Consider the following 23,246-nt stretch of genomic DNA (forward strand, 5'->3'; position numbering starts at 1 on the left):
CACAGTTGCCATAATCCCCCTCCCTTTAGGACGGACATAATATGCAAATTTTAAATAGATCTAAACATTGAAAAGCAACTATGAATATTGGTATAATCTAAACATACGATAATCCTAGTTCAACGAAAGGAATTTTAAATGAAAAATAAACAGATACCAGTAAATCAAAATGAAGAATACGAGTTAAGCATTGGAAATATGGGCTTTCAGGGTGAAGGAGTGGCTAGAATAGACAACTATGCCATATTTGTCCCAGGGGCCATAGCTGGTGAGAATGTAAAAGCTATTATAACAAGATGCGAGAAAAAATATGGCTTTGCAAAGCTTACGAATGTAATTAAACCATCTCCAAGCAGAAAAGTACCAAAGTGTCCAGTTTACAGCCAGTGTGGCGGCTGCAATCTGCAGCATATGTCTTACAGAATGCAGCTAGAGTACAAAAAGGACAGAGTAATAGAATGTCTTTCTAGAATAGCCAAAATAGACGGCGTGATTATACATAATACCATAGGAATGGATGAGCCATTTGGTTATAGAAATAAAGTTCAACTTCCAGTGGGTGTTAGTGACAAGGGTAAGGGCTCCGTTGCTATAGGTTTCTATGCACCAGGAAGTCACCACATCATCGACACTGATGTATGCTACATCCAGGATGAAACAGCAGATGAAGTAGTTCGCATACTTAGAAATTGGATGAAAAAATACAATATAGAGCCATACAATGAGGCCACAGGCGAAGGAACCATAAGACACATCATGATTCGCAATGGATTCAAAACAAAAGAAGTAATGGTTGTCCTTGTATCTAAGAAAGACAAAGTACCTCATGTAGAGGAGTTTGTAGAAACCATTAAAACAACTATAACTGGCATAAAAAGCATAGTACTAAACATAAACGGAAGAAAGACCAATACAATTCTTGGTCAGAAAAACATCACCCTTTGGGGCAATGACTACATATGTGATTATATTGACAAATTTAAGTTCAACATATCACCACTATCTTTCTTCCAGATAAATCCCGTTCAAACAGAAAAGCTATACGCCAAAGCCCTAGAATACGCAGATTTATCTAGCAACGATATAGTCTTCGATGCTTATTGTGGAACAGGCTCTATTTCACTATTCTTATCCCAAAAGGCAAAGAAAGTCTATGGTGTGGAACTTGTACCAGAGGCCATAGAAGATGCCAAAAAAAATGCAAAACAAAACAACATAAAGAATGCTGAATTCATCGTAGGAAAATCCGAAGAAGAAATCCCTAAATTAATTGAAAAAGGCATAATTCCGGATGTGGTAGTAGTAGATCCACCACGCAAAGGCTGCGATGCAGCACTGCTAAACTCCATAGCAGAAGCATCACCAAAGAAAATAGTCTACGTATCCTGTGACCCAGCTACCTTATCAAGAGACCTAGGAATCCTTACAAACTTGAACTACAAAGTCATGGAAGTCCAGCCAGTAGACATGTTCCCAATGACAAGCCACGTTGAGTGTGTTGTCTTGATGTCAAGGGTTGAGAAATAAAGTCTATTCAAAGTACTGATAAATAAAGGATTTCCGAGGTTGGAAGATTTTCTGTCTGATGTCTGGCAGTGCCTTTCAATCTTGAAAATCCTTGTTTTTGTTTATTGAGGAAACAGGTCGACTGTAATAAAGTGCGTGGGGTTGAGTTGACAGATTAGATAACTTCATAGGGTTGTGGAGATAGAATAGATGTGGTCTGGGTATAGGAGAAGAGCTGTGCATTAAATTGAAAATTACTACATTGCTGCTTTTGAGCAGCGTTTAAGTAAGATGTTCTTGACAAAAGGCAGCGAAGGTGATATGATGATGCAGAGGTGAGAGGATGCCTGAGATAGGACAAATGATTAAAAGTCGTCGAGAAGCCATGGGGCTTTCTCTTAAAAAGTTAGCAATTGCTTGTGGCTCAAGCGACAGTGAAATAATGAAAATTGAGAACGGAACTAGAAAAAACCCTAATTGGGCAACATTATGTGAAATCGCACGTGCTTTAAATTTTCACCCGTTTGAAATATTGTTAGCCGCAGGTTATATATCAGAAAATGATATGCATCCCAATTGCCAGATTCATGGTTTAGAAAACTTAGATGATGACGGGGTAGCAATGGTGCAATTGTTCATAGATTTTTTGACTATGCGGAACGGTAATAAAATTGGTATTTCAAAGGAGGGAGAGTGATATTATGATATTTAGATTAGGTGAATTATTTTGCGGCCCAGGTGGGATCGCTTGGGGTGCAATGAATGCTAGTATTGAAGATCCAAACTTTGCGATTGTACATCAGTGGGCAAATGACTATGACGCAGATACCTGTGAAACATATAGATTAAATATCTGTCCTGATACTCCTAATACTGTTTACCATGCGGATATTCGCAAATTCGATATGTCTAAACTAGCCCCGATTGATGCACTGGCATTTGGTTTCCCATGCAATGACTATAGTGTTGTTGGTGAGCAAAAAGGTATGGACGGGGTATTCGGTCCCTTGTATTCGTATGGTGTCAAAGCTCTAAAACTGTTTAAACCCAAGTGGTTTTTAGCAGAAAATGTTGGAGGACTTAGAAATGCAAATGATGGGAAAGCCTTCACTAAGATTCTCAAGGAACTGAGGGAAGCTGGCTATACAATTACACCTCATCTCTACAAGTTTGAGGAATACGGAGTCCCTCAAGCGAGGCACCGTTTGATTATCGTTGGCATACGGGATGACATCGATGTTGAATTTAAAGTCCCATCGACAGCACCCTATGTCGGAATCGATAATACTTGCAAAAATGCAATAGAAAATCCCCCTATTCCAGAGGATGCATATAATAATGAATTGACAAGACAATCCGAAACTGTTGTTAGAAGGTTGCAGCATATTCTACCTGGACAAAATGCATTTACGGCAGACCTTCCAGAAGATTTGCGACTTAATATTAGAGGAGCAAAAATAAGTCAAATATATAAGAGGCTCGATCCAACTAAGCCTTCCTATACGGTTACGGGAAGCGGTGGTGGAGGAACACATATCTACCATTGGGAAGAACCACGAGCATTGACTAACAGAGAGCGGGCAAGATTACAGACTTTCCCTGATGCTTATAGATTCGTAGGAAGTAAAGAGAGTGTACGCAAACAAATAGGAATGGCAGTACCTTGTCAGGGTGCAAAAATCATTTTTGAGGCAATATTGAAGTGTTTTGCTGGAATTGAATATGAGAGCGTAGAGCCAAGTATTAAAGAATGAAAAAGCAGTTACTTTGTAGAGAAGGCAAAGTAACTGCTTTGTTTATACATGGAAATCCATAAAGTACTGCTCATCGTCGATTTTGTAAAAGGTAACATCTGTTCTTCCATAGTTTAGTAAATCTTGTTTTGTTACGAACGCACCATTTCCAAGACCTAAACGGTTTCGGAAGTATTCTCCGAGTTGAGCGTTGCTAAGAGGTGTTGTAATTGCTTTGTCGTTTTGTTGCTCAACTCTTAGGAGAAGAGTATGACCGTCGTCTGTAATAACAGTAAAGTGTTGTTTATTTAACGGGAAGAAACCGCTTCTTGCAATTTTTGCAGGAAGATGTATATAAGCTTCGTTTTTGTTTCTGCCCTTTCGTTGTCCCCAATTTAATCCGGATTTTTCTCCAACTTCAGCCTTATTTGTGAGAAGCGATAGAGTCGTAGAAGTAATATCCTCGCCAGCCAAAGTGGTTAGAGGCTTGTTTTCAGCATCAAGAATTTGATGTGTTGGACGGAGAACGATATGGTCTTCGACCTCTGCATGGTTACAATAAATTGAGTTTGCTTCAACTTCTTCATAAAACTTATAAGCTTCTTTAGGATCACAGCATACAACTATTTCTTTTCTGGATTGGATAAATGCATTCTGCACAAAATCAGCTGAACCTGTATATGCCTGTACTGGTGATTCTTCCTTTAGCCAAATGTATAAATTTGCGTGAACTGGAGGGTTTTCGCAAACATAACTACATGAAAAGCTATCCACTGCTTTTGGATATGTTTTGCCATGGAGTTCCATAAAGCCCTCATGTATAGGAACGCTTAATCCATCGTAAGGAACCATTCCAATAAGCAATGAAATATTTAGAGGGTGCATATTTTGTTCTTGAAAACTCTTAATAAGCCATGATGCCATATTAGGGGTAGCATATCCGCTTAATATTAATAAAGTGTCCGCTCCTTGGAGTGGAGGGGCAAATAAAATCCTTTTTGCTATGTTGTTGGTGAACATCCATTCTTGCCCTCCTATGCTTCTTCTATATCATCCTCAGACACATCATAATACATTGTATCATGAGGAAGTTTAATATTCGGCACCCAGAGAGCTTTTCCACCCCACCCCTTAGTACCAGTTACTTGATACATGGTCAAAACTACTTTGTCATGGAAAGTGCCACCTAGTTTCCAGTCGTTCGGAGACAACAAGGCTCCTGTCCCTTGTGCAACATCTCTTCCTCTTCTGACAATCAAAATCCCCTGTCCAGCTGGTTGTTCTGAAAGCAGTGTATCAATGACAGAAAGGAATGCATCTAACTTGAAATCCGGGCTGGCAATAATGTGGGATAATATTTTCTTAATTAACCTCAAATTTACCTGGTAATAAGGATCATCATCAGAGAAAGGCTCCAATAGTTTTGTTATATCATCTATGGTGTTATTATCTGGATAGAACGGATAATAGTTCGTTCCACCTGAAAGGATATTGACTCGTTTGTTATCAATAACATTCCTACGAGTTGGATTCAATCCAATTGGATAATAAATTTTTATGTTTTCAATTCCTTGCTCTACTTGTGCGATAATGGCATTATTAGTTGCGTTAATGTCCGCAAATAATTTATAGAGTTGTTCATCTATAAATATCTTCATCATGCCAGAGTCTCTGTCATAACCAAACATCCTACTATGTTGCCACATAGTATCCGCCTGGGGCTTTTTGCTGGTTCTTGTATAATAAATTGTCTGTAGCCCTGGAAAAGTTACGCCTCGGCCTAGAGTGTTTCCGCCTACGATAAAATTACAGCCTGTTGCATAATCTGGACTCTCAACATCTGTTTTTCCATTCATAACAAGAATTTTTATCCCTTTGTTTTCCAACAAATCCTTAGTAGTTTTATAGATAACTTCAAAAGAAAGTTTCTCACTTTTGTTGGGTTCTAAAGAATCATAGTGGGTTTGTAATTCTGTGATGAATTCGGTATTGATATGCTCCATACACCAATCTAGTTCCTTTGCGACATCGTCAGCAAAACGCTGGTGGACATTTTGTCGTACGCTCGGATGTAGAAGGCAATTTGATACTTTTCCTTTTGATGCTAAAATCTGAGCAGATACAGCAAGGTGGCGTATAACAACACTTCGTGTCGGTCGTTTGATTGTTTCAAGAAAATCAATGCATTCAGGTTTACCGCTTGTTGGAAAGAAAAAGTCTCCACCTAAATATCCATCCCCTGGATGGAAGTAGTATGTAAAATATGGATGCCAACCAGACGCAAGGGTCTGTAATAAGATTGCTTGAGGCGTACCTGTAACCTGTAGGTATAAGCTACTTGATGCTCCATTTTTTATAGAATCCAGATATCTATTAATTGATGACTGACTATTACGGTTTATTAGAGTATTTAAGGAAGCCGCATCCGCCTCATCATCAACGATGAATAGAGGGTTGCCCTTCATAAAGCCTGTAGAATTAAATACATTTGCCCACAATCTTAGTACTCTTGCATTTTTCTTTAGAACGACAATGGCTGGCTTAACAAGGCTATTTTCAATAAATAAGCCTGAGTCGTTTTCGCCACAAATACAGAAGCCGTCTAAGTCGTCTCTAACTCGATCTAAGGTTTGTTGTTGCAAGACAACATTGTCTGTTGTGAGTAAGATGAATGCGGGAAATCCTAAATCTGCAGCTTTGCACATAACGCCAAACATTTGACCAGTTTTTCCAGATTGCACATTACCAAACAACAAGCCAATCTCATGACTTATAAATGAAAAATTGCGAATATGTTGATTGCCAATATCTTCAGCTGTTTTGGAAATGGACTCAGCTAATTTTTCGTTACCTCGCTCTTTTATTTTTTCCAAGTATTTTTTTAAATATTGCATTGATACACCTCTCATTCGTTAGTAATTGTTTCAAACGATAAAACCCACACATCAAGCTCGGTGCCATCTTCGTCCAATGCTTTCTGATCTGTTTTTGAAAGTACAAGGCTATCGCAACCGTATGCTTGTAACATTTCTTTCGTAATCATTCCCTCACGATCAGTATCAGCTTGGGTGTCATTAACTGGTGTTACTAAACCTGCTGCTGCAAGTCTACCTTTAATCCAACGACCAAGAATGAGTTCATCGCCAACAGCACTGAATTGTTTATTGCCATCGCTTGTGGTATGAGCTTTAAACCAATAGCCATCATCGGTTACAACAAAAAAAGGCTTGTTTTTTTCAGGGTAACCTTCTGAACGAGTTATCGCTTTGCTAACAGTCAATTGAGTTTCGTACCAATCACGGGATTTCCTTTTACTTCGTGGTGCGGCATAGCTAACATTTATATTTGACTTTGTGAAATGCTTACCATCGTCCATATGCCGCTCATCGTAAGCAGGAACTTTTAATGGCAGTACAAAAGAAACGTCTGTTTTATGCTGTTCATAAAGCTGTACACCAGTTTGGGGAATCTGTGTTACCGTATCAATGCCACTAAGTGATGTGTTAACTTCCCTGACTATTGGCATTCCTATAATGTTAGCAATATTACCAGAGCAGTTCTGAGCCTTTAGCTTCTCTAAAAATTCAGCAATTTCTTTACATTCAGTAGCATCATCAGTAACCGATGAGATTTCATATTGCCTACGGTTATTAGCATCTAATTTGATTACACCTAAGTTTGCGGAACCAATAATAGCAGAAAAAGGTTGCCCATCTTTATAAAAGCAGTATACTTTTCCATGATATTTGAATGCTTTTACGATCTTAATTTCACCTATACCAGTCTCTGTCCATTTTTTGTTGATTTCTAAAGCAGTATTATATGATCCTTCTGGCATTCCTTCGATGAAGTACATTCCAATGGTAAGGCATATACTAGATATATTATGCTCTTCGACCAGATTGTCGAGTTCTTCCAAGGCAGCACGAGAAATATATCCAACCGCAATTTCAACACGGTCTGATTTTGCAATTTGCTCGTTAAAACAATTTATAATTGTTTGTTGACCCTCTGATGTTCCAAGAGGTAGGATGTTTGAATATAACAGTTTCATTAGCTCACTCCTTTGTTTTTGGTGGGGTTTCTGTAGTTTTTTCAATCTCCATAATATCTGAAATATCGCAGTTAAGCGCCTTACATACTTTTATTAAAATGTCAGTATTAACATTTTCATTTTTTCCAAGCTTAGCCATTGAAGCTGTACTAATACCAGCTGCTTCTCTTAAGTCCTTTTTTTTCATATCTCTATCAATAAGAAGTTTCCATAGTTTTTTATAACTTATGGACATAATATCACCTCGCCTTAGTACCTAGCCTAAGTTAATAAATAAAGTTTATCACAAAGTTAGCGAAGCAACAATTAAAATTCGCAAACGTAAAATAAATGTTGAGGCAATCAAAATACATGTTATAATTTACCTATGAACTAATGTTTGAATAGTAAAAATCCTTAAAGATATTAATTTCATATGGGGTGAGGAGGGAGTGCCTTGGCGGGTAATCGTTCTTTTAAAGATTACGTGGATGGTAGATTCTATAATGAGATATTTTCTGCCATACAAACCTATGCAACGGATAATTGTGAAGATTTAGACTTACGGTTATACAGAGTTCAAAACATTGGCGGCATTGAGTTATCAGATATAGAAGTAAAGTTCGTATCTGTTAATGACTTACCGGACATGAAAATAGAATTTGATGTTGCTGTTGAAGCGGAATTCGAAGTCCGTGAATCAAATCATCGTTATGATGAATCAGAAAATTGCCGGCAATGGTTTATGCTAGAATGCTCAGGTGATTTGGATTGCAATTTGGATGATTTTTCAATCTCTAGTATAACTGAGTATACTAGCAAAAATAAGCAGCCGAAACCTATGTCAGACTCCCTTGTCCCTATCATTCATAAGGAACAACTAGAATCTGTTGTTACAGACTTCCTTAGAAGACATTACCCTGAAGCATTAAAAACCCCGATGGCAGTTGAGCCACAGGTGTTGGCAGAAAAAATGGGCCTTACAGTAGAAATGCGAGAGATTACAAAGGATTTCTCTGTTTTTGGACAGATATACTTTCACGACTGTGATGCAGAATTTTATGATGAAGATAGCGATGAAATGGTACAGACCCGTGTGAATGCTCGTACAATAATCGTGGACCCTAAAGCTTACTTCCTTCGTAATCTGGGGTCAGTCAATAATACTATTGTGCATGAGTGTGTTCATTGGGATCAACATAGAAAAGCATTTGAATTGGAGCGGTTATATAACAGCAGTGTCACACGAATAAAGTGTCAGGTAGTCGGGGGTATAAAAGACAATACCAGAGATGCAACTGACTGGATGGAATGGCAGGCGAATGCCCTTGCTCCAAAGATACAAATGCCACTAGCCATGTTTAAAACCCAAGCATTTAAGTTTATAAAGCAATTCCGTACAGAACTTGGAACATCAGAACTTATAGATGTAATGGAGCCAGTTATTGACGCATTAGCAACGTTCTTCAGCGTATCTCGGACAGCGGCTAAAATCCGAATGATTGATGCTGGATATGAGGAAGCAATCGGAACTTTTACTTTTATAGATGGTCGCTACGTCAAGCCACATAGATTTAAGAAGGGTGCGCTTGAAAGAAATCAGACCTTTTCTATAGGCGCAGAGGATGCTGCCATCCAAAGCATAACCAATCCAGAAATGGCCGCTTTAGTTAGGGACGGAAGTTATATATATGTAGATTCCCATTTTGTTTTAAACCATCCAAAATATATAACACAGGATATATTTGGACAGACCGTACTTACTGACTATGCTCGAACCCATATGGAAGAGTGCTGCTTGGTTTTCGAGTTATCAGTCAAATCCGGGTGTAGGGAAAGATACTATACTGAATGTTTTCTCAATCGTGATAAGACATCAAATATTGATTTTGATATAAAATATTGTAATGGTTTTGAGTATGCGGCTCCAGAAAAGAAGGCCCAATTACTAGCCGAAACAATAGCTGAAGAAATGCGAATCTATAATGAATTGCCAAATAGCTATACCAGCTCTCTTAAAATAGTTCGTAAGTGGAAAAAAGTAACTTATAACGAATTAGCAGACGAAATAATGGTCAATGAGCGTACCATAAGAAGAATAGTTAATGGTGAAGAACCAGGCTCTATTAATTCCATAGTTTTAATTTGCCTTGGACTCCATCTGCCACCTAAAATTAGCAACCATATAATTAGCAATTCTCCATTTTCGTTGAACTTCAATAACAATAGTCATATTTGGTATGATTTTGCATTGACTCACCTATATCCAAAATCGATGGATGAGATTAGAAAGTTTTTACAGGAACATGGCGCAGAGCCATTATAAAAAATCAAAATATTTTTGAAAAAGCGGACACGGGATGTCCGTTTTTTAGTTGCAAAATATGTGAGCCATACATGAATCCTTTTAGGGGTTTGTGTATGGCTTTTTTTATTGTCGTTTTTAGGTGTTTTTGTGAGGGAAAGCCTAATTTTAAGCCTGAAATTAACGGGCATGAGGTGTCCGCCAAGGCTGTCCAATTCTCTCTTACAATAATACTAGACGAAGGAAAGGTCCTTCGTAGTTAGCAAGAATTAGACCATTCCTCGTCTACAAAAAAATATCAAATGCCTGATTTGCAATAAGGGCAAAGGATACATATTGCTACGTTTCAGTCCGTTTAGGATTGTTATGCGTTGCAATAGAAGTACCTTACCTTGTTGCGCTCATTTTCAGGACAAAGGGTCTGTGTACTTCGAGGCACAGACCTATTTTTGTATCCTTTGCCGCCAATGCAGTCCGGCGGAAAGGATGCAAAATGAAAATTAGAATTCAGCACGAAAACAAATCTATCTATCTAGAGGTACCAGACGAGGACTTCACTTTAATGATTGATGCAGATTACGAGGACAGGCTATCTTCTGTCGAGGAGAAGGAAACTGTAGCACGCCGTTCACCACAAGAGATTATGGACGAGCGTTTCAACAAACCCGAGTACAATAACTGGCATAAATTTGATAGACACAGAGGGATGCCAAAGAAACCATTCCGCAAAGATGACGAATCTGAGGATGCAACGGATCATATGGACTATTTCCCTGATAACACCGATGAAGTGACTCGAGAGAAACAAGAAGAGTATGAATACCTCTGTGAAATTATCCGCAAGACCCTCAAGGAAAAACAAGCAGAGTTACTGATTGCTATATTCCTAGATGGTGTTTCGGTAACAGAGTATGCAAAGCGTGAAGGCGTCAGTAAAAGCGCCATTTCACACCGTTTAGATACAGCCAAGAAGAATTTCAAAAAAGTTTTTCCAGAATCCTCAACTTTCCCCTCTTGCCACGGCTAATAGATAGAGGGCAACACATAAACGCTCTCAAGAAAGAGGTGAAGAACATGAAACACAACTTGAAAATCAGTGTTTCAAAAACTCCACAATCTGGCGGGATTGTTTCCTGTCGTAATGTCACCATAAGGGAGCGTTTCCTTCGTTTCTTACTTGGTGATAAGCAGAAATTGACTATCCTTGTTCCGGGTGACACCGTTCAGGAACTCGCCATCAGTGAGATTAAGGAGGGAGGATTAAACCATGAGCAAAATCAAACTACTTCTTGATGTGGTTTCTGATATGCGTTCTTTGGCAGACAGCATACAAGCGGTTGCTGATGCAATGGCGGGCAATGAACCTGTCGAAGCAAAAGAACCGACTACACCTGTAAAAGAACCTGCGCCAAAGAAAAAGGAGATCACTCTAGAGGAAGTAAGAGCAAAACTCGCTGAAAAGAGTCAAGCCGGTCTTACTTCTCAAGTGAGAGAAATCATCAAAAAATACGGTGGCTCTAAATTAAGCGAAGTTGACCCAACACATTATGCAGATATGTTGAAAGATGCGGAGGTACTAGGGAATGAGTGATCACGCAGTACTTTCCGCATCAGGGTCCCATAGGTGGCTTAATTGCCTTCCATCTGCAAGATTGGAACTGGAGTTTGAAAATAGCGAATCCAATGTAGCTGCTGAAGGCACCGCCGCCCATGCCCTCTGTGAACATAAACTTAAAAAAGCACTTCACATGAGGAGTAAGCGTCCGGTCTCGGTTTATAACACCGATGAGATGGAAGAACACAGCGATGCCTATGTGGAATTTGTAATGGAGCAGCTTGAACTGGCGAAACAAAGCTGTACGGACCCGTTAATACTTATTGAGCAACGTCTTGACTTTTCCTGTTATGTACCACAGGGGTTCGGAACTGGTGACTGCATTATTATTGGAGATAAAAAGCTTCATATTATCGATTTTAAGTATGGCATGGGTGTGTTGGTAGATGCGGTGGATAATCCGCAGATGAAATTGTATGCCCTTGGTGCTTTGGAAATCTACGATAGCTTGTATGACATCGAGGAGGTTTCTATGACCATCTTCCAACCACGCAGGGAGAATGTCAGCACATGGACAATCCCGGTAAAGGAATTAAAAGACTGGGCAGAAAATGAACTGAAACCAAAGGCTAAAAAAGCTTATGAAGGCGAAGGTGACTACCTCCCAGGTGAATGGTGTACTTTCTGTCGAGCGGCTGTCAAATGCCGTGCAAGAGCAGAAGAAAAGCTGAAATTAGCACAGATGGAATTTAAACTGCCACCCCTGCTTACGGACTCTGAAATTGAGGAAGTTCTTTCTAAATTGTCCGACCTTACAAAGTGGGCAAATGAAATCATTGCTTATGCCACGGATGCTGCTGTTAATCACGGTAAAGAGTGGAGTGGTTTTAAGGTGGTCCAGGGCAGATCCGTCCGCAAATATAAGGACGAAGAAGCTGTGGCTGAAGCAGCCAAGGCAAACGGCTATAAGGATATCTACCGCCATAGTCTTATTACCCTTACGGAAATGCAGAAGCTGATGGGTAAAACGAAATTTGAGGAAATACTTGGTGGTCTCATACATAAACCACCGGGCAAGCCCACGCTGGTTCCATTTTCGGATAAGCGGCCAGCTATGAATATATCAAACGTAAAAAACGAATTTAACGAAATAACGGAGGAATTGGAATATGAATAATCAAAACAGAACTAAGGTTATTACAAGTGTCAACACCCGTCTCAGCTACTTTCACGGCTGGGAACCCGTATCCATCAATGGCGGAGCGGAAAAGTACAGCGTATCCGTATTGATTCCTAAAACAGATAAGGAAACTATCAATGCTATCAATGCAGCAGTAGATGCAGCCATTGAAGAGGGCCTTGCAAAGTTTGGTGGTAAAAAGCCGAATAAGGCGGCTATCAAACTGCCACTTCGTGATGGTGATGTAGAACGTGATGATGAGGCTTATAAAGGGCATTATTTTGTAAATGCCAACAGCAAGACTCCACCCCAAATAGTAGATAAAGCAGTTAGACCTATTCTAGATCGCAACGAGGTGTACAGTGGTTGTTATGCAAGAGTATCCCTAAATTTCTATGCTTTTAACTCTAATGGCAATAAGGGTGTAGCTTGCGGTCTTGGCAACATCCAGAAGATAAGAGATGGAGAGCCTTTAGGCGGAAGAACCAATGCAGCTGACGATTTCACAACTATTGAAGATGATGATTTTCTAGCATAAAGAATAAATACAGACGAGGTGGTGGAGGTTGTTCTTCTGCCACCTCGTTTGCATTGGAAAGGGCGGTAATACATGAATTCTATTTTTATTGATATTGAAACATTTAGTAGCGCCAATCTTCAAAAGTCTGGTGTTTACCGTTATGCCGAGAGTGATGATTTTGAAATTTTACTATTTGGCTATTCGGTGGATGGTGGTGAAGTACAAGTTGTTGACCTTGCTTGCGGAGAGGAAATCCCAGATGAAATCATAAACGCACTTATGGATGATTCCGTTACTAAGTGGGCTTTCAATGCAATGTTTGAGCGTGTGTGTCTATCAAAATGGCTTAATCTTACAGGATATCTTGACCCTGCATCTTGGAAATGCTCCATGATCTGGTCGGCATATATGGGACTTCCGCTATCTCTGGAAGGGGTCGGTGTAGTTTTAGGTTTAGAAAAGCAAAAATTGACTGAAGGTAAAGACCTCATCAAATATTTCTGTACACCATGCTCCCCTACAAAATCTAATGGTGGTCGAGTTCGTAATTTACCAGAACACGACATGGATAAATGGGAGCGGTTTAAAGTGTATAACATTCGCGATGTGGAAGCCGAGATGTCTATACAACAGAAATTATCTAAGTTTCCGATGCCAGAGAACATCTGGGAGGAATATCATCTCGACCAGGTAATCAATGATCGTGGCATTGCCATTGACATGACTTTCGTAAAACAGGCTGTTGTGATGGATGAACATTCCCGTGAAAAGCTAATGGCTTTAATGCAGGATATAACCAATTTGGAGAATCCAAACTCTGTACAACAAATGAAAGACTGGCTTGCCGATAATGGGCTAGAAACAGATACCCTTGGTAAAAAAGCGGTTGCTGAGATGTTAAAGACAGCACCTGAACCACTAGGCACTGTTTTAGAACTTCGTCAGCAACTTGCAAAATCATCGGTGAAAAAATACACAGCAATGGAGAATGCGGTATGTAGTGACGGTCGTGCAAGAGGAATGTTTCAGTTTTACGGAGCCAACAGAACCGGCAGATTCTCTGGCAGGCTGATTCAGTTACAAAATCTACCCCAAAACCATATGTCCGATTTGGAACAGGCTCGGGTTTTAGTTCGAAGCGGAAACTTTGATGCTCTTACTTTACTATATGATTCAATCCCAGAGGTACTGTCGGAGCTTATCCGTACTGCTTTTATACCACGAGAAGGTATGAAGTTCATTGTGGCAGATTTTTCAGCGATTGAGGCTCGCGTCATTGCTTGGCTTGCAGGTGAAAAATGGAGATTAGATGTATTCCAAAATGGCGGTGACATTTACTGTGCAAGCGCATCTCAGATGTTTAACGTACCTGTGGAGAAAAACGGTGTTAATGGGCATCTTCGTCAGAAGGGAAAAATTGCTGAACTAGCCCTAGGTTACGGAGGATCTGTTGGAGCGTTGAAATCAATGGGTGCTTTGGAGATGGGAATTGAAGAAGAGGAACTTCAACCTCTTGTAATGGCTTGGAGACAATCCAATCCCAATATTACAAAACTATGGTGGGATGTTGACCGCGCTGTAAAAACCTGCGTTAAGCAGAAAACTCCTACAGAAACACACGGCATTAAATTTATATATCAAAGTGGAATGCTCTTTATTGTCCTTCCTTCCGGCAGGCGGCTTTCCTATGTGAAACCTCGTATGGGAGAGAATGTATTTGGTGGCGAGTCAGTTACTTATGAAGGTATCGGTGGGACGAAAAAGTGGGAAAGAATCGAAAGCTACGGTCCAAAATTTGTAGAGAATATTGTTCAGGCAATCAGTCGTGACATTTTGTGCCACGCCATGCAGACGTTAAAGAATTGTTCCATTGTGGCTCATGTGCACGATGAAATTATAATCGAAGCGGATATGAGAATGTCACTTTCTACTATTTGTGAACAAATGGCTAGGACACCAACATGGGCAAATGGCCTGTTGCTTAGTGCTGATGGCTATGAGTGTCAGTTTTATCAAAAAGATTAAATATATTTTTTCAAAATCCTCAACATTCATTACCTCCTGTGGCTATTAGGTAGAGGGGTTTCCTCTCTGACTATATTACAGGAGGTAATTCGTATGGACGAATTAGTAAGAATCAACTATGAAAAAGACCGCCCCACAGTACTTGGCCGTGATTTGCATGCAGTTTTGGAAGTGAAAACACCCTATGATAAATGGTTTCCAAGAATGTGTGAGTATGGATTTGTGGAGGGTACGGACTTTTCGACATTTCTGTCGGAAAGTACAGGTGGAAGACCAGCTGTTGACCACCAAATAACAATTGATATGGCAAAAGAGCTATGCATGATACAGCGTACTCCAAAAGGAAAACAATGCCGCGGGTACTTTCTTGAAATTGAAAGACGATGGAACTCTCCAGAAGCAATCATGGCAAGGGCATTACAGTTTGCCAATCAGCAACTAAATCAAGTAAGGAATCAAAATAAATTACTTGAAGGTACGATTGCTGTTCAGAATCAGCAGATTGCGGAAATGAAACCGAAAGTCTCCTATTATGATGTAGTTCTAAATTGCAAAGACCTCATTTCTACATCAGCAATTGCCAAAGATTACGGTAAGTCAGCTATTTGGATGAACCGCTATCTTAATAAAAAGGGCATCCAATTTAAACAAGGTGGTATCTGGCTTTTATATCAGAAGTATGCAGAAAAAGGGTATACCAGCACCAAGACACATAGCTACATTGGTAGTAACGATGAACTGCATACAAAAGTCCATACATATTGGACTCAAAAAGGCAGACTCTTCATTTACGAACTGTTGAAGGCAGATGGTATTTTGCCGCAGATAGAAATGGAGGGTGTGTAATGGGAATTGATAAATTCAATCATGAAGGATACCATGACCCAACTCCCCATGAGGCACTGACCAACATAATAAGAAAGAAAAAGGCAGAGAAAAAATCTGCCTTTAAGCCACTTGTATATATTTGTTCTCCCTATTCCGGTGATGTAGAAGGAAACGTTAAAAAGGCTCGCAACTTTTGTAGATTTGCCTTGGAGAATAATTGCATCCCAATTGCTCCCCACCTTATGTTTCCACAGTTTATGGATGATGAAAATCCAGAGGAACGTGAACTTGCCATATTTATGGACATCGTGCTTATGGGCAAATGCTCCGAGGTTTGGGTGCTAGGCAATACCATCTCAAGCGGGATGGCAAGGGAGATTGAAGTAGCCAAGAAACGCAGACAAACGGTTAGGTATTTTAGTCCAGAGCATGAGGAGGTCGAAAGCTTATGAAAATCGCTGTGGGCAACAGTCGGATGGACAAGAAATGGAAAAACAAAGATATCTCGTGGGAGGATTTTTGTGCCCGTGTAAAGACAACACAACGTACTACGGAAACAGTAGAAGAATATCGGAAATTAAAAAGAGGCCAACAAGATGATATCAAAGATGTGGGTGGTTTTGTCGGAGGCCATTTAAAAGGGGGAAGGCGAAAGAAGGGCAATGTTTTATGCCGTTCTTTGCTTACCCTAGATATGGATTACGGTAGACCAGACATCTGGGAACAAATCAGTATGCTTTTTGATTTCAAATGCTGTGTTTATTCCACCCATAAGCATACACCGGAAAATCCAAGACTTAGGCTAATCGTTCCTCTCGCTCGTGAAATCAGCGAAGAAGAATACGCAGCCGTTGGACGTATGGTGGCAAAAGAAATTGGTATTGATCTTTTCGATGATACGACATATGAAGCCCATCGCCTTATGTATTGGCCATCCACTTCCTCTAACGGTAAATTTGTCTACGAAGAGCAGGATGGAGCATTACTTGACCCGGATATTTATCTTGCAAAATATGAAAACTGGCGAGATACATCAACTTGGCCCGTATCAAGCAGGCAGTCCGAAGTTATTAATCGCAGTCTTAAAGAACAAGCCGATCCGCTTGTAAAGGAGGGTGTGGTAGGAACATTCTGTCGTGCCTACTCCGTTCGTGAAGCAATTGATAAATTTTTAGGTGCAGTTTATGAACCATCTGCTATGGAAGGACGCTATGACTATATTCCAGCTGACAGTAGTGCGGGTGTGATTATCTATGATGATAAATTCGCATACAGCCACCATGCCACCGACCCAGCAAGCGGCCTGCTCCTCAATGCTTTTGACCTTGTTCGTATTCATAAATTCGGCCCTTTAGATGATAGAGCTTCCACGACTACGGCTCCTGGCAGGATGCCGTCTTTTGTGGCAATGTGCGAGTTTGCTATAAAAGATGAAGCGGTAAAAGTTGAGTTCGCAAAGGAAAGACAGGCTCAGGCTGAAGAAGAGTTTAGTGATGAGGATTGGCAGACAGGCTTGGAACTAGATAAGCAAGGCCGGATAAAAGACACTTTAGACAATATCGTTCTGATTATTAGGCATGATGAGGATTTACAGCATATCGCTTTCAACTGCCACCGTGATGGTATTGATGCCAAAGGTGGTCTGCCTTGGGAACAGATCAAGGTTGGTTGGAATGATTCGGACAATGCACTTCTTAAGGTGTACTTAAGCAGTAAATACGGAGTCTATTCTCCTACCAAGACCAAGGATGCTGTGTTAGCGGTAGCGGCTGAACGAGCCTACCACCCTGTTAAGGAGTACCTAGACTCCCTGCCAAAATGGGATGGTATTAGTCGAGTAGAAAATCTACTCATTGATTATTTCGGTGCAACAGATAATTCCTACACAAAGGCAATTATTCGCAAAACGATGGTTGCAGCGGTAGCCCGTATTTATAGACCAGGCACAAAGTTTGATAGTGTTCTTATCTTAAACGGTCCTCAAGGCATCGGTAAGTCAACCTTCTTTGCTAAGCTTGCCGGAGATTGGTTTTCAGACAGTTTGACTATTACAGATATGAAAGATAAATCAGGTGCTGAAAAACTTCAAGGATATTGGTTGTTGGAACTCGGTGAGCTTGCAGGAATGCGTAAGACGGATGTGGAGATTGTGAAGTCCTTTATTTCGAGGGCGGATGATAAGTACCGTGCCAGTTATGGGGTCAACGTGGAAAGCCATCCCCGTCAATGCGTAATTGTAGGTTCTACCAATGCAGAAAGCGGATTTCTTCGGGATATAACCGGCAACCGCAGATTCTGGCCAGTCCGCATTAGCGGTAACAGTAAAAAGAAATCTTGGCAGATGACCAAAGAGGAAGTACAGCAGATTTGGGCAGAGGCTCTAGTTCTTTATGAGAAGGGCGAAAAACTCTACCTTGAAGGTGATGATGTAACCATGGCAACCAGTGAACAGGCAGATGCTATGGAAACAGATGAACGAGAAGGACTGGTTCGTACCTACTTGGATACGCTCTTACCGGATGATTGGGACACAATGTCTTTGTACGAGCGTAGAAATTTCCTCGGCGGTAGCGAATTTGGCGGCGGCACCCGTGTTGGAACAGTAAAAAGAACCCTTGTTTGCAATATGGAAATTTGGTGTGAGTGTTTCGGTAAAGAGGCATCAATGCTAAAACCATCAGATTCCTATGCCATCGGTGCCATTATGAGAAAGATCAGTGAGTGGAACAAGTACACTGGGAACAAGAATGGTGTTGTGACGTTTCCTGTCTACGGAAAGCAACGAGCTTATTCCCGAGTCGAGGAACAACGCTAAGTTGTACCTTACCTTGTTCCCATACTGGTTCTTTCCCTAAAGTTAGTAATGATAAGGAAAATCAACGGTTCGGAACAAGTGGAACAAGAAGTATCCTATTTATTTATAAATAGTAAAAAGAAGTAATAGTAGCCTGTGCATACACGCATACGCGCGCGTATAGGAAAATTGGGTCAAAGTTGTTTTCTTGTTCCGAGCCTTTTTATATGGGAGGTATTTATGCTTGAAAAATATATAGAAAAGAAACTGGTGGCTGAGGTAAAAAAGATGGGAGGCATTGCGGCGAAGTTTGTTAGTCCAGGTTTAGATGGGATGCCAGACCGCCTAGTACTTTTACCACATGGGAAGATGGCTTTTATAGAATTAAAGGCTCCAGGAAAGAAACCTCGTCCGTTACAGATTAGAAGAATAAGGCAATTACAGAAGTTAGGCTTTACCTGCTATGTAATTGATGATGTTAAGCAGATTGGAGGGGTACTGGGTGAAATACAATCCTCATAAATATCAGATCTATGCAACGAATTTCATTCTAGAGCATCCCATAGCCGCGGTGTTTTTAGAAATGGGTCTTGGCAAAAGCGTCATTACTCTAACGGCTATATTTGATTTATGTCTTGATAGTTTTGAAATTGGAAAGGTTCTGGTCATTGCCCCGCTTCGAGTAGCAAGGGATACTTGGCCAGCTGAGATAAATAAGTGGGAGCATTTAAAAGGACTGGAGTTTTCGGTAGCTATCGGCACAGAACAGGAGCGATTGGCGGCTCTTAGAAAACCTGCAAGTGTCTATCTTATAAACAGAGAAAATGTTGACTGGTTAGTAAACAAAAGTGGCATTCCTTTTAATTATGACATGGTGGTCATTGATGAATTGTCATCTTTTAAGTCCTATGGAGCAAAAAGATTTAAGAGTTTACTAAAAGTCAGACCTAGGGCGAAACGTATCGTGGGTCTTACAGGTACTCCATCCAGTAACGGGTTAATGGATTTGTGGGCAGAGTTTCGTATTCTCGACATGGGTAAAAGACTCGGCAGATACATAACTCACTACCGCAATTCCTTCTTTACTCCAGATAAACGTAATCAGCAGATTGTATTTTCATATAAACCGTTACCTGGGGCAGAAGATGCCATATATCGACTAATTTCAGATATTACCATTTCAATGAAGTCGGTTGATTTTCTAAAAATGCCAGAATGCGTGATAAATGAAGTGTCGGTGTATCTAAATGATAAAGAACAATCAGTATACGATCACTTTCGTGAAGAGATGGTTCTTGAGCTTGCCAATGAGGAGATTGATGCCATGAATGCAGCAGTCCTTTCAGGCAAACTCCTGCAAATGGCAAACGGTGCTGTCTATGATGATGATAAAAATACTCATATTATCCATGACCGCAAGCTGGATGCTCTTGAAGATTTAATCGAAGGTGCAAACGGCAAACCTGTTCTTATTGCATATTGGTATAATCACGATTTAGAGCGTATTAAAGCAAGATTTAATGTTAGAGAAATTAAAACATCCAAGGATATCAAAGACTGGAACAACGGTGATATTTCTGTGGCGGTTATCCATCCCGCATCAGCAGGACACGGTCTCAATTTACAAAGTGGTGGTTCAACACTTATTTGGTTTGGTCTTACCTGGAGTCTAGAGCTCTATCAGCAAACAAATGCAAGACTTTGGAGACAAGGACAAAATGAAACGGTGGTTATCCATCATATTGTTACTAAAGGCACGATTGATGAAGATGTGATGAGAGCTTTGAAACGAAAGGAAAAGACACAGTCCGATCTTATAAATGCTGTCAAAGCAAATCTGGGGAAAGCGAGGGGTGTTGTATGATGGATGCATTTGAAAAACTGGCAAATGCGATTATTCTACAGGCGGTCAAGGATTATCGTTTTGCTCTGAAAAGATTAGCAAAACACCCTCGCAATGGTTCTGCTTTATATACAAAACGTGAGGTTGAGTGCTTCTTTCATTCTGGATTGTTCAATGTCCTCACCTCACTAAACCCTGACATGTTAATTCAACAGCTACAAGAGGAGGTGGTGCGATGATGACAGCTAAGGAATTCTTAAAGCAGGCTTATCGCCTGAATGAATTGATTAACTCCGACCTTGAAGAGTTACAAAACTTAAGGGAACTATCAAGAAGTGTTTCATCCCCCGTTCTTGAGGAAAAAGTCAGTCGAACCAAGAGTACTGACCCACCCTTTGAAAAATATGTAATTAGAATAGTAGATTTGGAGCAACAGATACAACAAGAGGTGGAACGATTAGTAAAACTGAAATCAGATATCCGTGAAGCGATTAACCAGATGGAAAACGTGGATGAGAAGCTGCTTCTTCGCTACCGATACATTAACTTTCTTAACTGGGAAGAAATTTGTGTCAACCTTAATGTTTCCATGAGAACCGTGCATAGACTCCATTCATCTGCATTGCAGCATTTAAAGGTGCCTAAATAAAAAGGAGTAACCTGAAAAGAGTGAGGGAAGAGGGTCAAAAGGCCATCTTCTCCACTACCTTTAGTCAATGTGGGAAAATAGCAGTGATTCAAATAATTAGTATTTCACTTTTAATGATTAATTAAATTAAAATGAGCTGTCAAAACAACAGCTCATTTCTTACCTGCTTTGAGTATCTGCCTAATGCGTGATTTCAGTATAAACTTTTACAGTTTTCAGGTAGTTTGAAAGGATTATCTTTATTGATACGGTCATAAAACATAATTCCGTTTAGATGATCTATTTCATGTTGAATAACAATAGAGGAATAGCCATTGAGTTTTAATATTATTTCTTCTCCTTCTAAATTAAACCCTTTCACTTTAATTCTTTCATATCTTGGGACGAATCCATTTATATCTCGATCAACAGAAAGGCAACCTTCACTTGGTGGTAAGTAAATCATAGAAACTGAATGACTTATTATTTTTGGATTAATAAGAGTATATTCATGTTCTTTCTCCCTCTCGTCAGTGAAATACGCTACAAACATTCGCTTATTCAAGCCAATCCGATTCGCGGATAATCCAACTCCTCCACGCAATTTATATTTTTTGGATAGAATGGGGTCTTGACTATTTTTTAAGAAATTCATCATACTAGTTAATGTTTCCTTATCTTCCTCAGAGGGAGGTACCATCACTTCTAGTGTTGGTCGATGTAAGATATCATTACCTTCACCCACAATATCTTCCATTGTTATCATATAATTTGAATGAAATTTATTCATAAATAAACAATTCATCTACCTTTACTTTTAACGTTTTTGATAATTTAAATGCCAGTTCTAGTGTGGGATCATATTTATCATTCTCTATACAATTTATTGTTTGTCTAACAACTCCACACTTCTTAGCAAGTTGCTCTTGTGTTATCCCCAATTTGTTCCGTATTGCTTTAATTTTATTTTTCAACAGTATCACCTATGTCAAAGATATTGGACATTTTTTATTATAACAATTTCAATAAATATGTCAATAAATTTGGACATTTCAATGTATCTATTAGTGGTTTTTGTACGCAGTAATCTGAATGCTCGTAAAAGGTTGGCACACTTTGGCACAGTTTGGCACACAATGACACTGTTTGTCCGTAGTGAAAGTTATATAATGGTAGTATGGAATATTAATAAACAGAAGCCTTCACGGGAGCATTTCTCCTGCGAGGGCTTTTTCTATGGGCAAAAGGAGGTGCAAGTATGCCAAAGAAACCTAAGCGACCGTGCTCTTACCCTGGTTGCCCAGAGCTAACCGACAAGCGCTTTTGTGAAGAGCATGGCAAGAAGGAAGCCGCACGGTATGAAAAGTATGACCGTGACCCAGCAACCCGTAAGCGTTATGGTCGTGCTTGGAAAAGGATACGTGACCGCTACATTGCAGCTCATCCTCTTTGTGAGGAATGTAAACGACAAGGGAAGCTGACCCCAGCAAATGAAGTCCATCACATTCTTCCTCTTGCAAGAGGAGGGACTCACGATAGAAGTAATCTGATGGCTCTTTGTACTCCTTGCCACTCTGCTATCACAGCAAGAGATGGAGGCCGCTGGGGAACCCGGTAGGGGGAGTCAAATCTCCACAGCTTTTCATTTGTGTAACGGGCGTGGGGTAACGCGTGAAAATTCGCGGTTTCAAACAGGGTAATAGACCCATCGACGAAAAGAGGTGAGTGAATGGCCAAAGATGGAACAAATCGTGGCGGTGCCCGTATAGGCTCTGGTCAAAAAAAGAAACCACTTGCTGATAAAATTGCACAGGGTAATCCAGGTAAGAGAAAGCTAGAAATCATTGACTTCCAAAATACCGCTGATTTAAAGGGGCAGGAAATGCCAAAGCCAAGGGCCATGCTCTCAGCGGTGCAAAAGGACGGGAAAACCCTAGTAGCCAGCGAGATTTATGAAATTACTTGGAAATGGCTTGAGGAGCGAGGCTGTGCCCATTTGGTGCTCCCACAGCTTCTAGAACGATATGCCATGAGTGCGGCCAGATGGATACAGTGTGAGGAGGCGGTAACTGAGTTTGGCTTTCTTGCCAAGCATCCAACTACCGGCAATGCTATTCAAAGTCCTTATGTAGCTATGAGTCAGAACTTTATGAGTCAGACAAACAGATTGTGGATGGAGATTTATCAAATCGTTAAAGAGAATTGTGCTACAGAGTATTCTGGTTTAAACCCACAGGACGATGTGATGGAGCGACTGCTATCTGCCCGCAGAGGAAAATAAAGATGAGGAGATATA

General features: G+C 40.2%; 25 protein-coding genes. 19 read left to right on the forward strand and 6 right to left on the reverse strand.

What is annotated here, in order from left to right:
- Positions 1–138: 138 nt before the first annotated feature.
- The 3 genes from rlmD (at position 139) to BUA73_RS06815 (ending at position 3,260) form a co-directional block, all read left to right on the forward strand.
- Positions 139–1,527 carry a 23S rRNA (uracil(1939)-C(5))-methyltransferase RlmD gene (gene rlmD / locus BUA73_RS06805; protein WP_072903405.1) on the forward strand — a complete coding sequence of 463 codons (1,389 nt, stop codon included), beginning with the start codon at positions 139–141 and terminating at the stop codon, positions 1,525–1,527.
- 322 nt (positions 1,528–1,849) lie between these two features.
- Complete coding sequence (locus BUA73_RS06810; protein ID WP_039236610.1) at positions 1,850–2,203, forward strand: helix-turn-helix domain-containing protein; 354 nt, start codon at positions 1,850–1,852, stop codon at positions 2,201–2,203.
- A 4-nt stretch (positions 2,204–2,207) separates the two neighbouring features.
- On the forward strand, positions 2,208–3,260 hold the full coding sequence (locus BUA73_RS06815; RefSeq protein WP_044037744.1) for a DNA cytosine methyltransferase: 1,053 nt from the start codon (positions 2,208–2,210) through the stop codon (positions 3,258–3,260).
- 42 nt (positions 3,261–3,302) lie between these two features.
- Here BUA73_RS06815 and BUA73_RS06820 read toward each other — a convergent pair whose 3' ends face one another.
- Genes BUA73_RS06820 through BUA73_RS06835 form a run of 4 tightly spaced genes read right to left on the reverse strand, consistent with a single transcriptional unit; the run spans position 3,303 to position 7,528 of the window.
- Entirely contained in the window at positions 3,303–4,259 is a 957-nt protein-coding gene (locus BUA73_RS06820; protein ID WP_051483740.1) for a restriction endonuclease PLD domain-containing protein, read from the reverse strand.
- 14 nt (positions 4,260–4,273) lie between these two features.
- A complete protein-coding gene (locus tag BUA73_RS06825; protein ID WP_044037742.1) occupies positions 4,274–6,133 on the reverse strand; it encodes a Z1 domain-containing protein in 1,860 nt (619 codons plus the stop codon).
- Between the two features lie 11 nt (positions 6,134–6,144).
- Positions 6,145–7,293: a restriction endonuclease PLD domain-containing protein gene (locus BUA73_RS06830; protein ID WP_044037740.1), complete on the reverse strand. Its 1,149-nt coding sequence runs from the start codon at positions 7,291–7,293 to the stop codon at positions 6,145–6,147.
- A 4-nt stretch (positions 7,294–7,297) separates the two neighbouring features.
- Entirely contained in the window at positions 7,298–7,528 is a 231-nt protein-coding gene (locus BUA73_RS06835; protein ID WP_000028496.1) for a helix-turn-helix domain-containing protein, read from the reverse strand.
- 201 nt (positions 7,529–7,729) lie between these two features.
- On the opposite strand from BUA73_RS06835, the gene BUA73_RS06840 reads away from it, so the two are divergent.
- The 14 genes from BUA73_RS06840 to BUA73_RS06905 all read left to right on the forward strand — a co-directional run bounded on the left by BUA73_RS06840 (position 7,730) and on the right by BUA73_RS06905 (position 20,971).
- Entirely contained in the window at positions 7,730–9,598 is a 1,869-nt protein-coding gene (locus BUA73_RS06840) for a helix-turn-helix domain-containing protein (protein WP_044037738.1), read from the forward strand.
- A 472-nt stretch (positions 9,599–10,070) separates the two neighbouring features.
- Positions 10,071–10,604 (forward strand): ECF-type sigma factor, encoded by a 534-nt coding sequence (locus BUA73_RS06845; protein WP_242838465.1) that lies wholly within the window; start codon positions 10,071–10,073, stop codon positions 10,602–10,604.
- Positions 10,605–10,651: 47 nt separating this feature from the next.
- Positions 10,652–10,870 (forward strand): hypothetical protein, encoded by a 219-nt coding sequence (locus BUA73_RS06850; protein WP_000682242.1) that lies wholly within the window; start codon positions 10,652–10,654, stop codon positions 10,868–10,870.
- Positions 10,845–11,168 carry a hypothetical protein gene (locus tag BUA73_RS06855; RefSeq protein ID WP_044037732.1) on the forward strand — a complete coding sequence of 108 codons (324 nt, stop codon included), beginning with the start codon at positions 10,845–10,847 and terminating at the stop codon, positions 11,166–11,168. The genes BUA73_RS06850 and BUA73_RS06855 overlap by 26 nt, the downstream gene beginning before the upstream one ends.
- A complete protein-coding gene (locus tag BUA73_RS06860; RefSeq protein ID WP_044037730.1) occupies positions 11,161–12,309 on the forward strand; it encodes a DUF2800 domain-containing protein in 1,149 nt (382 codons plus the stop codon). The genes BUA73_RS06855 and BUA73_RS06860 overlap by 8 nt, the downstream gene beginning before the upstream one ends.
- Positions 12,302–12,850, forward strand: coding sequence for a DUF2815 family protein (locus tag BUA73_RS06865; protein WP_044037728.1), 549 nt, complete (start codon positions 12,302–12,304; stop codon positions 12,848–12,850). The genes BUA73_RS06860 and BUA73_RS06865 overlap by 8 nt, the downstream gene beginning before the upstream one ends.
- A gap of 72 nt (positions 12,851–12,922) precedes the next feature.
- Positions 12,923–14,857, forward strand: a complete 1,935-nt coding sequence (locus BUA73_RS06870; protein ID WP_072903406.1) for a DNA polymerase — start codon at positions 12,923–12,925, stop codon at positions 14,855–14,857.
- 93 nt (positions 14,858–14,950) lie between these two features.
- Complete coding sequence (locus BUA73_RS06875; protein ID WP_072903407.1) at positions 14,951–15,703, forward strand: phage antirepressor KilAC domain-containing protein; 753 nt, start codon at positions 14,951–14,953, stop codon at positions 15,701–15,703.
- A complete protein-coding gene (locus BUA73_RS06880; protein ID WP_072903408.1) occupies positions 15,703–16,137 on the forward strand; it encodes a DUF7768 domain-containing protein in 435 nt (144 codons plus the stop codon). Before BUA73_RS06875 ends, BUA73_RS06880 begins: the two co-directional genes overlap by 1 nt.
- Positions 16,134–18,500 (forward strand): virulence-associated E family protein, encoded by a 2,367-nt coding sequence (locus BUA73_RS06885; RefSeq protein ID WP_072903409.1) that lies wholly within the window; start codon positions 16,134–16,136, stop codon positions 18,498–18,500. Before BUA73_RS06880 ends, BUA73_RS06885 begins: the two co-directional genes overlap by 4 nt.
- A gap of 219 nt (positions 18,501–18,719) precedes the next feature.
- A complete protein-coding gene (locus BUA73_RS06890; protein ID WP_072903410.1) occupies positions 18,720–19,001 on the forward strand; it encodes a VRR-NUC domain-containing protein in 282 nt (93 codons plus the stop codon).
- A complete protein-coding gene (locus BUA73_RS06895) occupies positions 18,982–20,343 on the forward strand; it encodes a DEAD/DEAH box helicase (RefSeq protein WP_072903411.1) in 1,362 nt (453 codons plus the stop codon). The genes BUA73_RS06890 and BUA73_RS06895 overlap by 20 nt, the downstream gene beginning before the upstream one ends.
- The gene (locus BUA73_RS06900; RefSeq protein ID WP_479723827.1) at positions 20,340–20,561 is read left to right on the forward strand and encodes a hypothetical protein; all 222 of its coding nucleotides are present in this window, start codon (positions 20,340–20,342) and stop codon (positions 20,559–20,561) included. Before BUA73_RS06895 ends, BUA73_RS06900 begins: the two co-directional genes overlap by 4 nt.
- Positions 20,558–20,971, forward strand: coding sequence for a DUF1492 domain-containing protein (locus tag BUA73_RS06905; protein ID WP_072903413.1), 414 nt, complete (start codon positions 20,558–20,560; stop codon positions 20,969–20,971). The genes BUA73_RS06900 and BUA73_RS06905 overlap by 4 nt, the downstream gene beginning before the upstream one ends.
- Before the next feature lie 193 nt (positions 20,972–21,164).
- Here the strand turns inward: BUA73_RS06905 and def are convergent, their stop codons facing one another.
- Together def and BUA73_RS06915 are read right to left on the reverse strand one after the other, a co-directional pair.
- Complete coding sequence (gene def / locus BUA73_RS06910; RefSeq protein WP_242942345.1) at positions 21,165–21,695, reverse strand: peptide deformylase; 531 nt, start codon at positions 21,693–21,695, stop codon at positions 21,165–21,167.
- A gap of 37 nt (positions 21,696–21,732) precedes the next feature.
- Positions 21,733–21,924 carry a helix-turn-helix transcriptional regulator gene (locus BUA73_RS06915; RefSeq protein WP_027625332.1) on the reverse strand — a complete coding sequence of 64 codons (192 nt, stop codon included), beginning with the start codon at positions 21,922–21,924 and terminating at the stop codon, positions 21,733–21,735.
- 284 nt (positions 21,925–22,208) lie between these two features.
- On the opposite strand from BUA73_RS06915, the gene BUA73_RS06920 reads away from it, so the two are divergent.
- Positions 22,209–22,568: an HNH endonuclease gene (locus BUA73_RS06920; RefSeq protein ID WP_072903415.1), complete on the forward strand. Its 360-nt coding sequence runs from the start codon at positions 22,209–22,211 to the stop codon at positions 22,566–22,568.
- Positions 22,569–22,679: 111 nt separating this feature from the next.
- Complete coding sequence (locus BUA73_RS06925) at positions 22,680–23,231, forward strand: P27 family phage terminase small subunit (RefSeq protein WP_024400905.1); 552 nt, start codon at positions 22,680–22,682, stop codon at positions 23,229–23,231.
- The last annotated feature ends 15 nt before the right edge of the window (positions 23,232–23,246 follow it).

Origin of the sequence: Hathewaya proteolytica DSM 3090 (genome assembly GCF_900142225.1) — a bacterium.
Classification (GTDB): domain Bacteria; phylum Bacillota; class Clostridia; order Clostridiales; family Clostridiaceae; genus Hathewaya; species Hathewaya proteolytica.

What these genes read in the sequence shown, in the direction of transcription:
- BUA73_RS06925 (WP_024400905.1), top strand. Translation starts at nt 22,680, where the DNA reads ATGGCCAAAGATGGAACAAATCGTGGCGGTGCCCGTATAGGCTCTGGT.
- BUA73_RS06875 (WP_072903407.1), top strand. Translation starts at nt 14,951, where the DNA reads ATGGACGAATTAGTAAGAATCAACTATGAAAAAGACCGCCCCACAGTA.
- BUA73_RS06870 (WP_072903406.1), top strand. Translation starts at nt 12,923, where the DNA reads ATGAATTCTATTTTTATTGATATTGAAACATTTAGTAGCGCCAATCTT.
- BUA73_RS06920 (WP_072903415.1), top strand. Translation starts at nt 22,209, where the DNA reads ATGCCAAAGAAACCTAAGCGACCGTGCTCTTACCCTGGTTGCCCAGAG.
- BUA73_RS06845 (WP_242838465.1), top strand. Translation starts at nt 10,071, where the DNA reads ATGAAAATTAGAATTCAGCACGAAAACAAATCTATCTATCTAGAGGTA.
- BUA73_RS06900 (WP_479723827.1), top strand. Translation starts at nt 20,340, where the DNA reads ATGATGGATGCATTTGAAAAACTGGCAAATGCGATTATTCTACAGGCG.
- BUA73_RS06835 (WP_000028496.1), bottom strand. Translation starts at nt 7,528, where the DNA reads ATGTCCATAAGTTATAAAAAACTATGGAAACTTCTTATTGATAGAGAT.
- BUA73_RS06855 (WP_044037732.1), top strand. Translation starts at nt 10,845, where the DNA reads ATGAGCAAAATCAAACTACTTCTTGATGTGGTTTCTGATATGCGTTCT.
- BUA73_RS06830 (WP_044037740.1), bottom strand. Translation starts at nt 7,293, where the DNA reads ATGAAACTGTTATATTCAAACATCCTACCTCTTGGAACATCAGAGGGT.
- BUA73_RS06890 (WP_072903410.1), top strand. Translation starts at nt 18,720, where the DNA reads ATGCTTGAAAAATATATAGAAAAGAAACTGGTGGCTGAGGTAAAAAAG.
- BUA73_RS06860 (WP_044037730.1), top strand. Translation starts at nt 11,161, where the DNA reads ATGAGTGATCACGCAGTACTTTCCGCATCAGGGTCCCATAGGTGGCTT.
- BUA73_RS06820 (WP_051483740.1), bottom strand. Translation starts at nt 4,259, where the DNA reads ATGTTCACCAACAACATAGCAAAAAGGATTTTATTTGCCCCTCCACTC.
- BUA73_RS06885 (WP_072903409.1), top strand. Translation starts at nt 16,134, where the DNA reads ATGAAAATCGCTGTGGGCAACAGTCGGATGGACAAGAAATGGAAAAAC.
- BUA73_RS06850 (WP_000682242.1), top strand. Translation starts at nt 10,652, where the DNA reads ATGAAACACAACTTGAAAATCAGTGTTTCAAAAACTCCACAATCTGGC.
- BUA73_RS06810 (WP_039236610.1), top strand. Translation starts at nt 1,850, where the DNA reads ATGCCTGAGATAGGACAAATGATTAAAAGTCGTCGAGAAGCCATGGGG.
- rlmD (WP_072903405.1), top strand. Translation starts at nt 139, where the DNA reads ATGAAAAATAAACAGATACCAGTAAATCAAAATGAAGAATACGAGTTA.
- BUA73_RS06880 (WP_072903408.1), top strand. Translation starts at nt 15,703, where the DNA reads ATGGGAATTGATAAATTCAATCATGAAGGATACCATGACCCAACTCCC.
- BUA73_RS06865 (WP_044037728.1), top strand. Translation starts at nt 12,302, where the DNA reads ATGAATAATCAAAACAGAACTAAGGTTATTACAAGTGTCAACACCCGT.
- BUA73_RS06905 (WP_072903413.1), top strand. Translation starts at nt 20,558, where the DNA reads ATGATGACAGCTAAGGAATTCTTAAAGCAGGCTTATCGCCTGAATGAA.
- BUA73_RS06815 (WP_044037744.1), top strand. Translation starts at nt 2,208, where the DNA reads ATGATATTTAGATTAGGTGAATTATTTTGCGGCCCAGGTGGGATCGCT.
- BUA73_RS06825 (WP_044037742.1), bottom strand. Translation starts at nt 6,133, where the DNA reads ATGCAATATTTAAAAAAATACTTGGAAAAAATAAAAGAGCGAGGTAAC.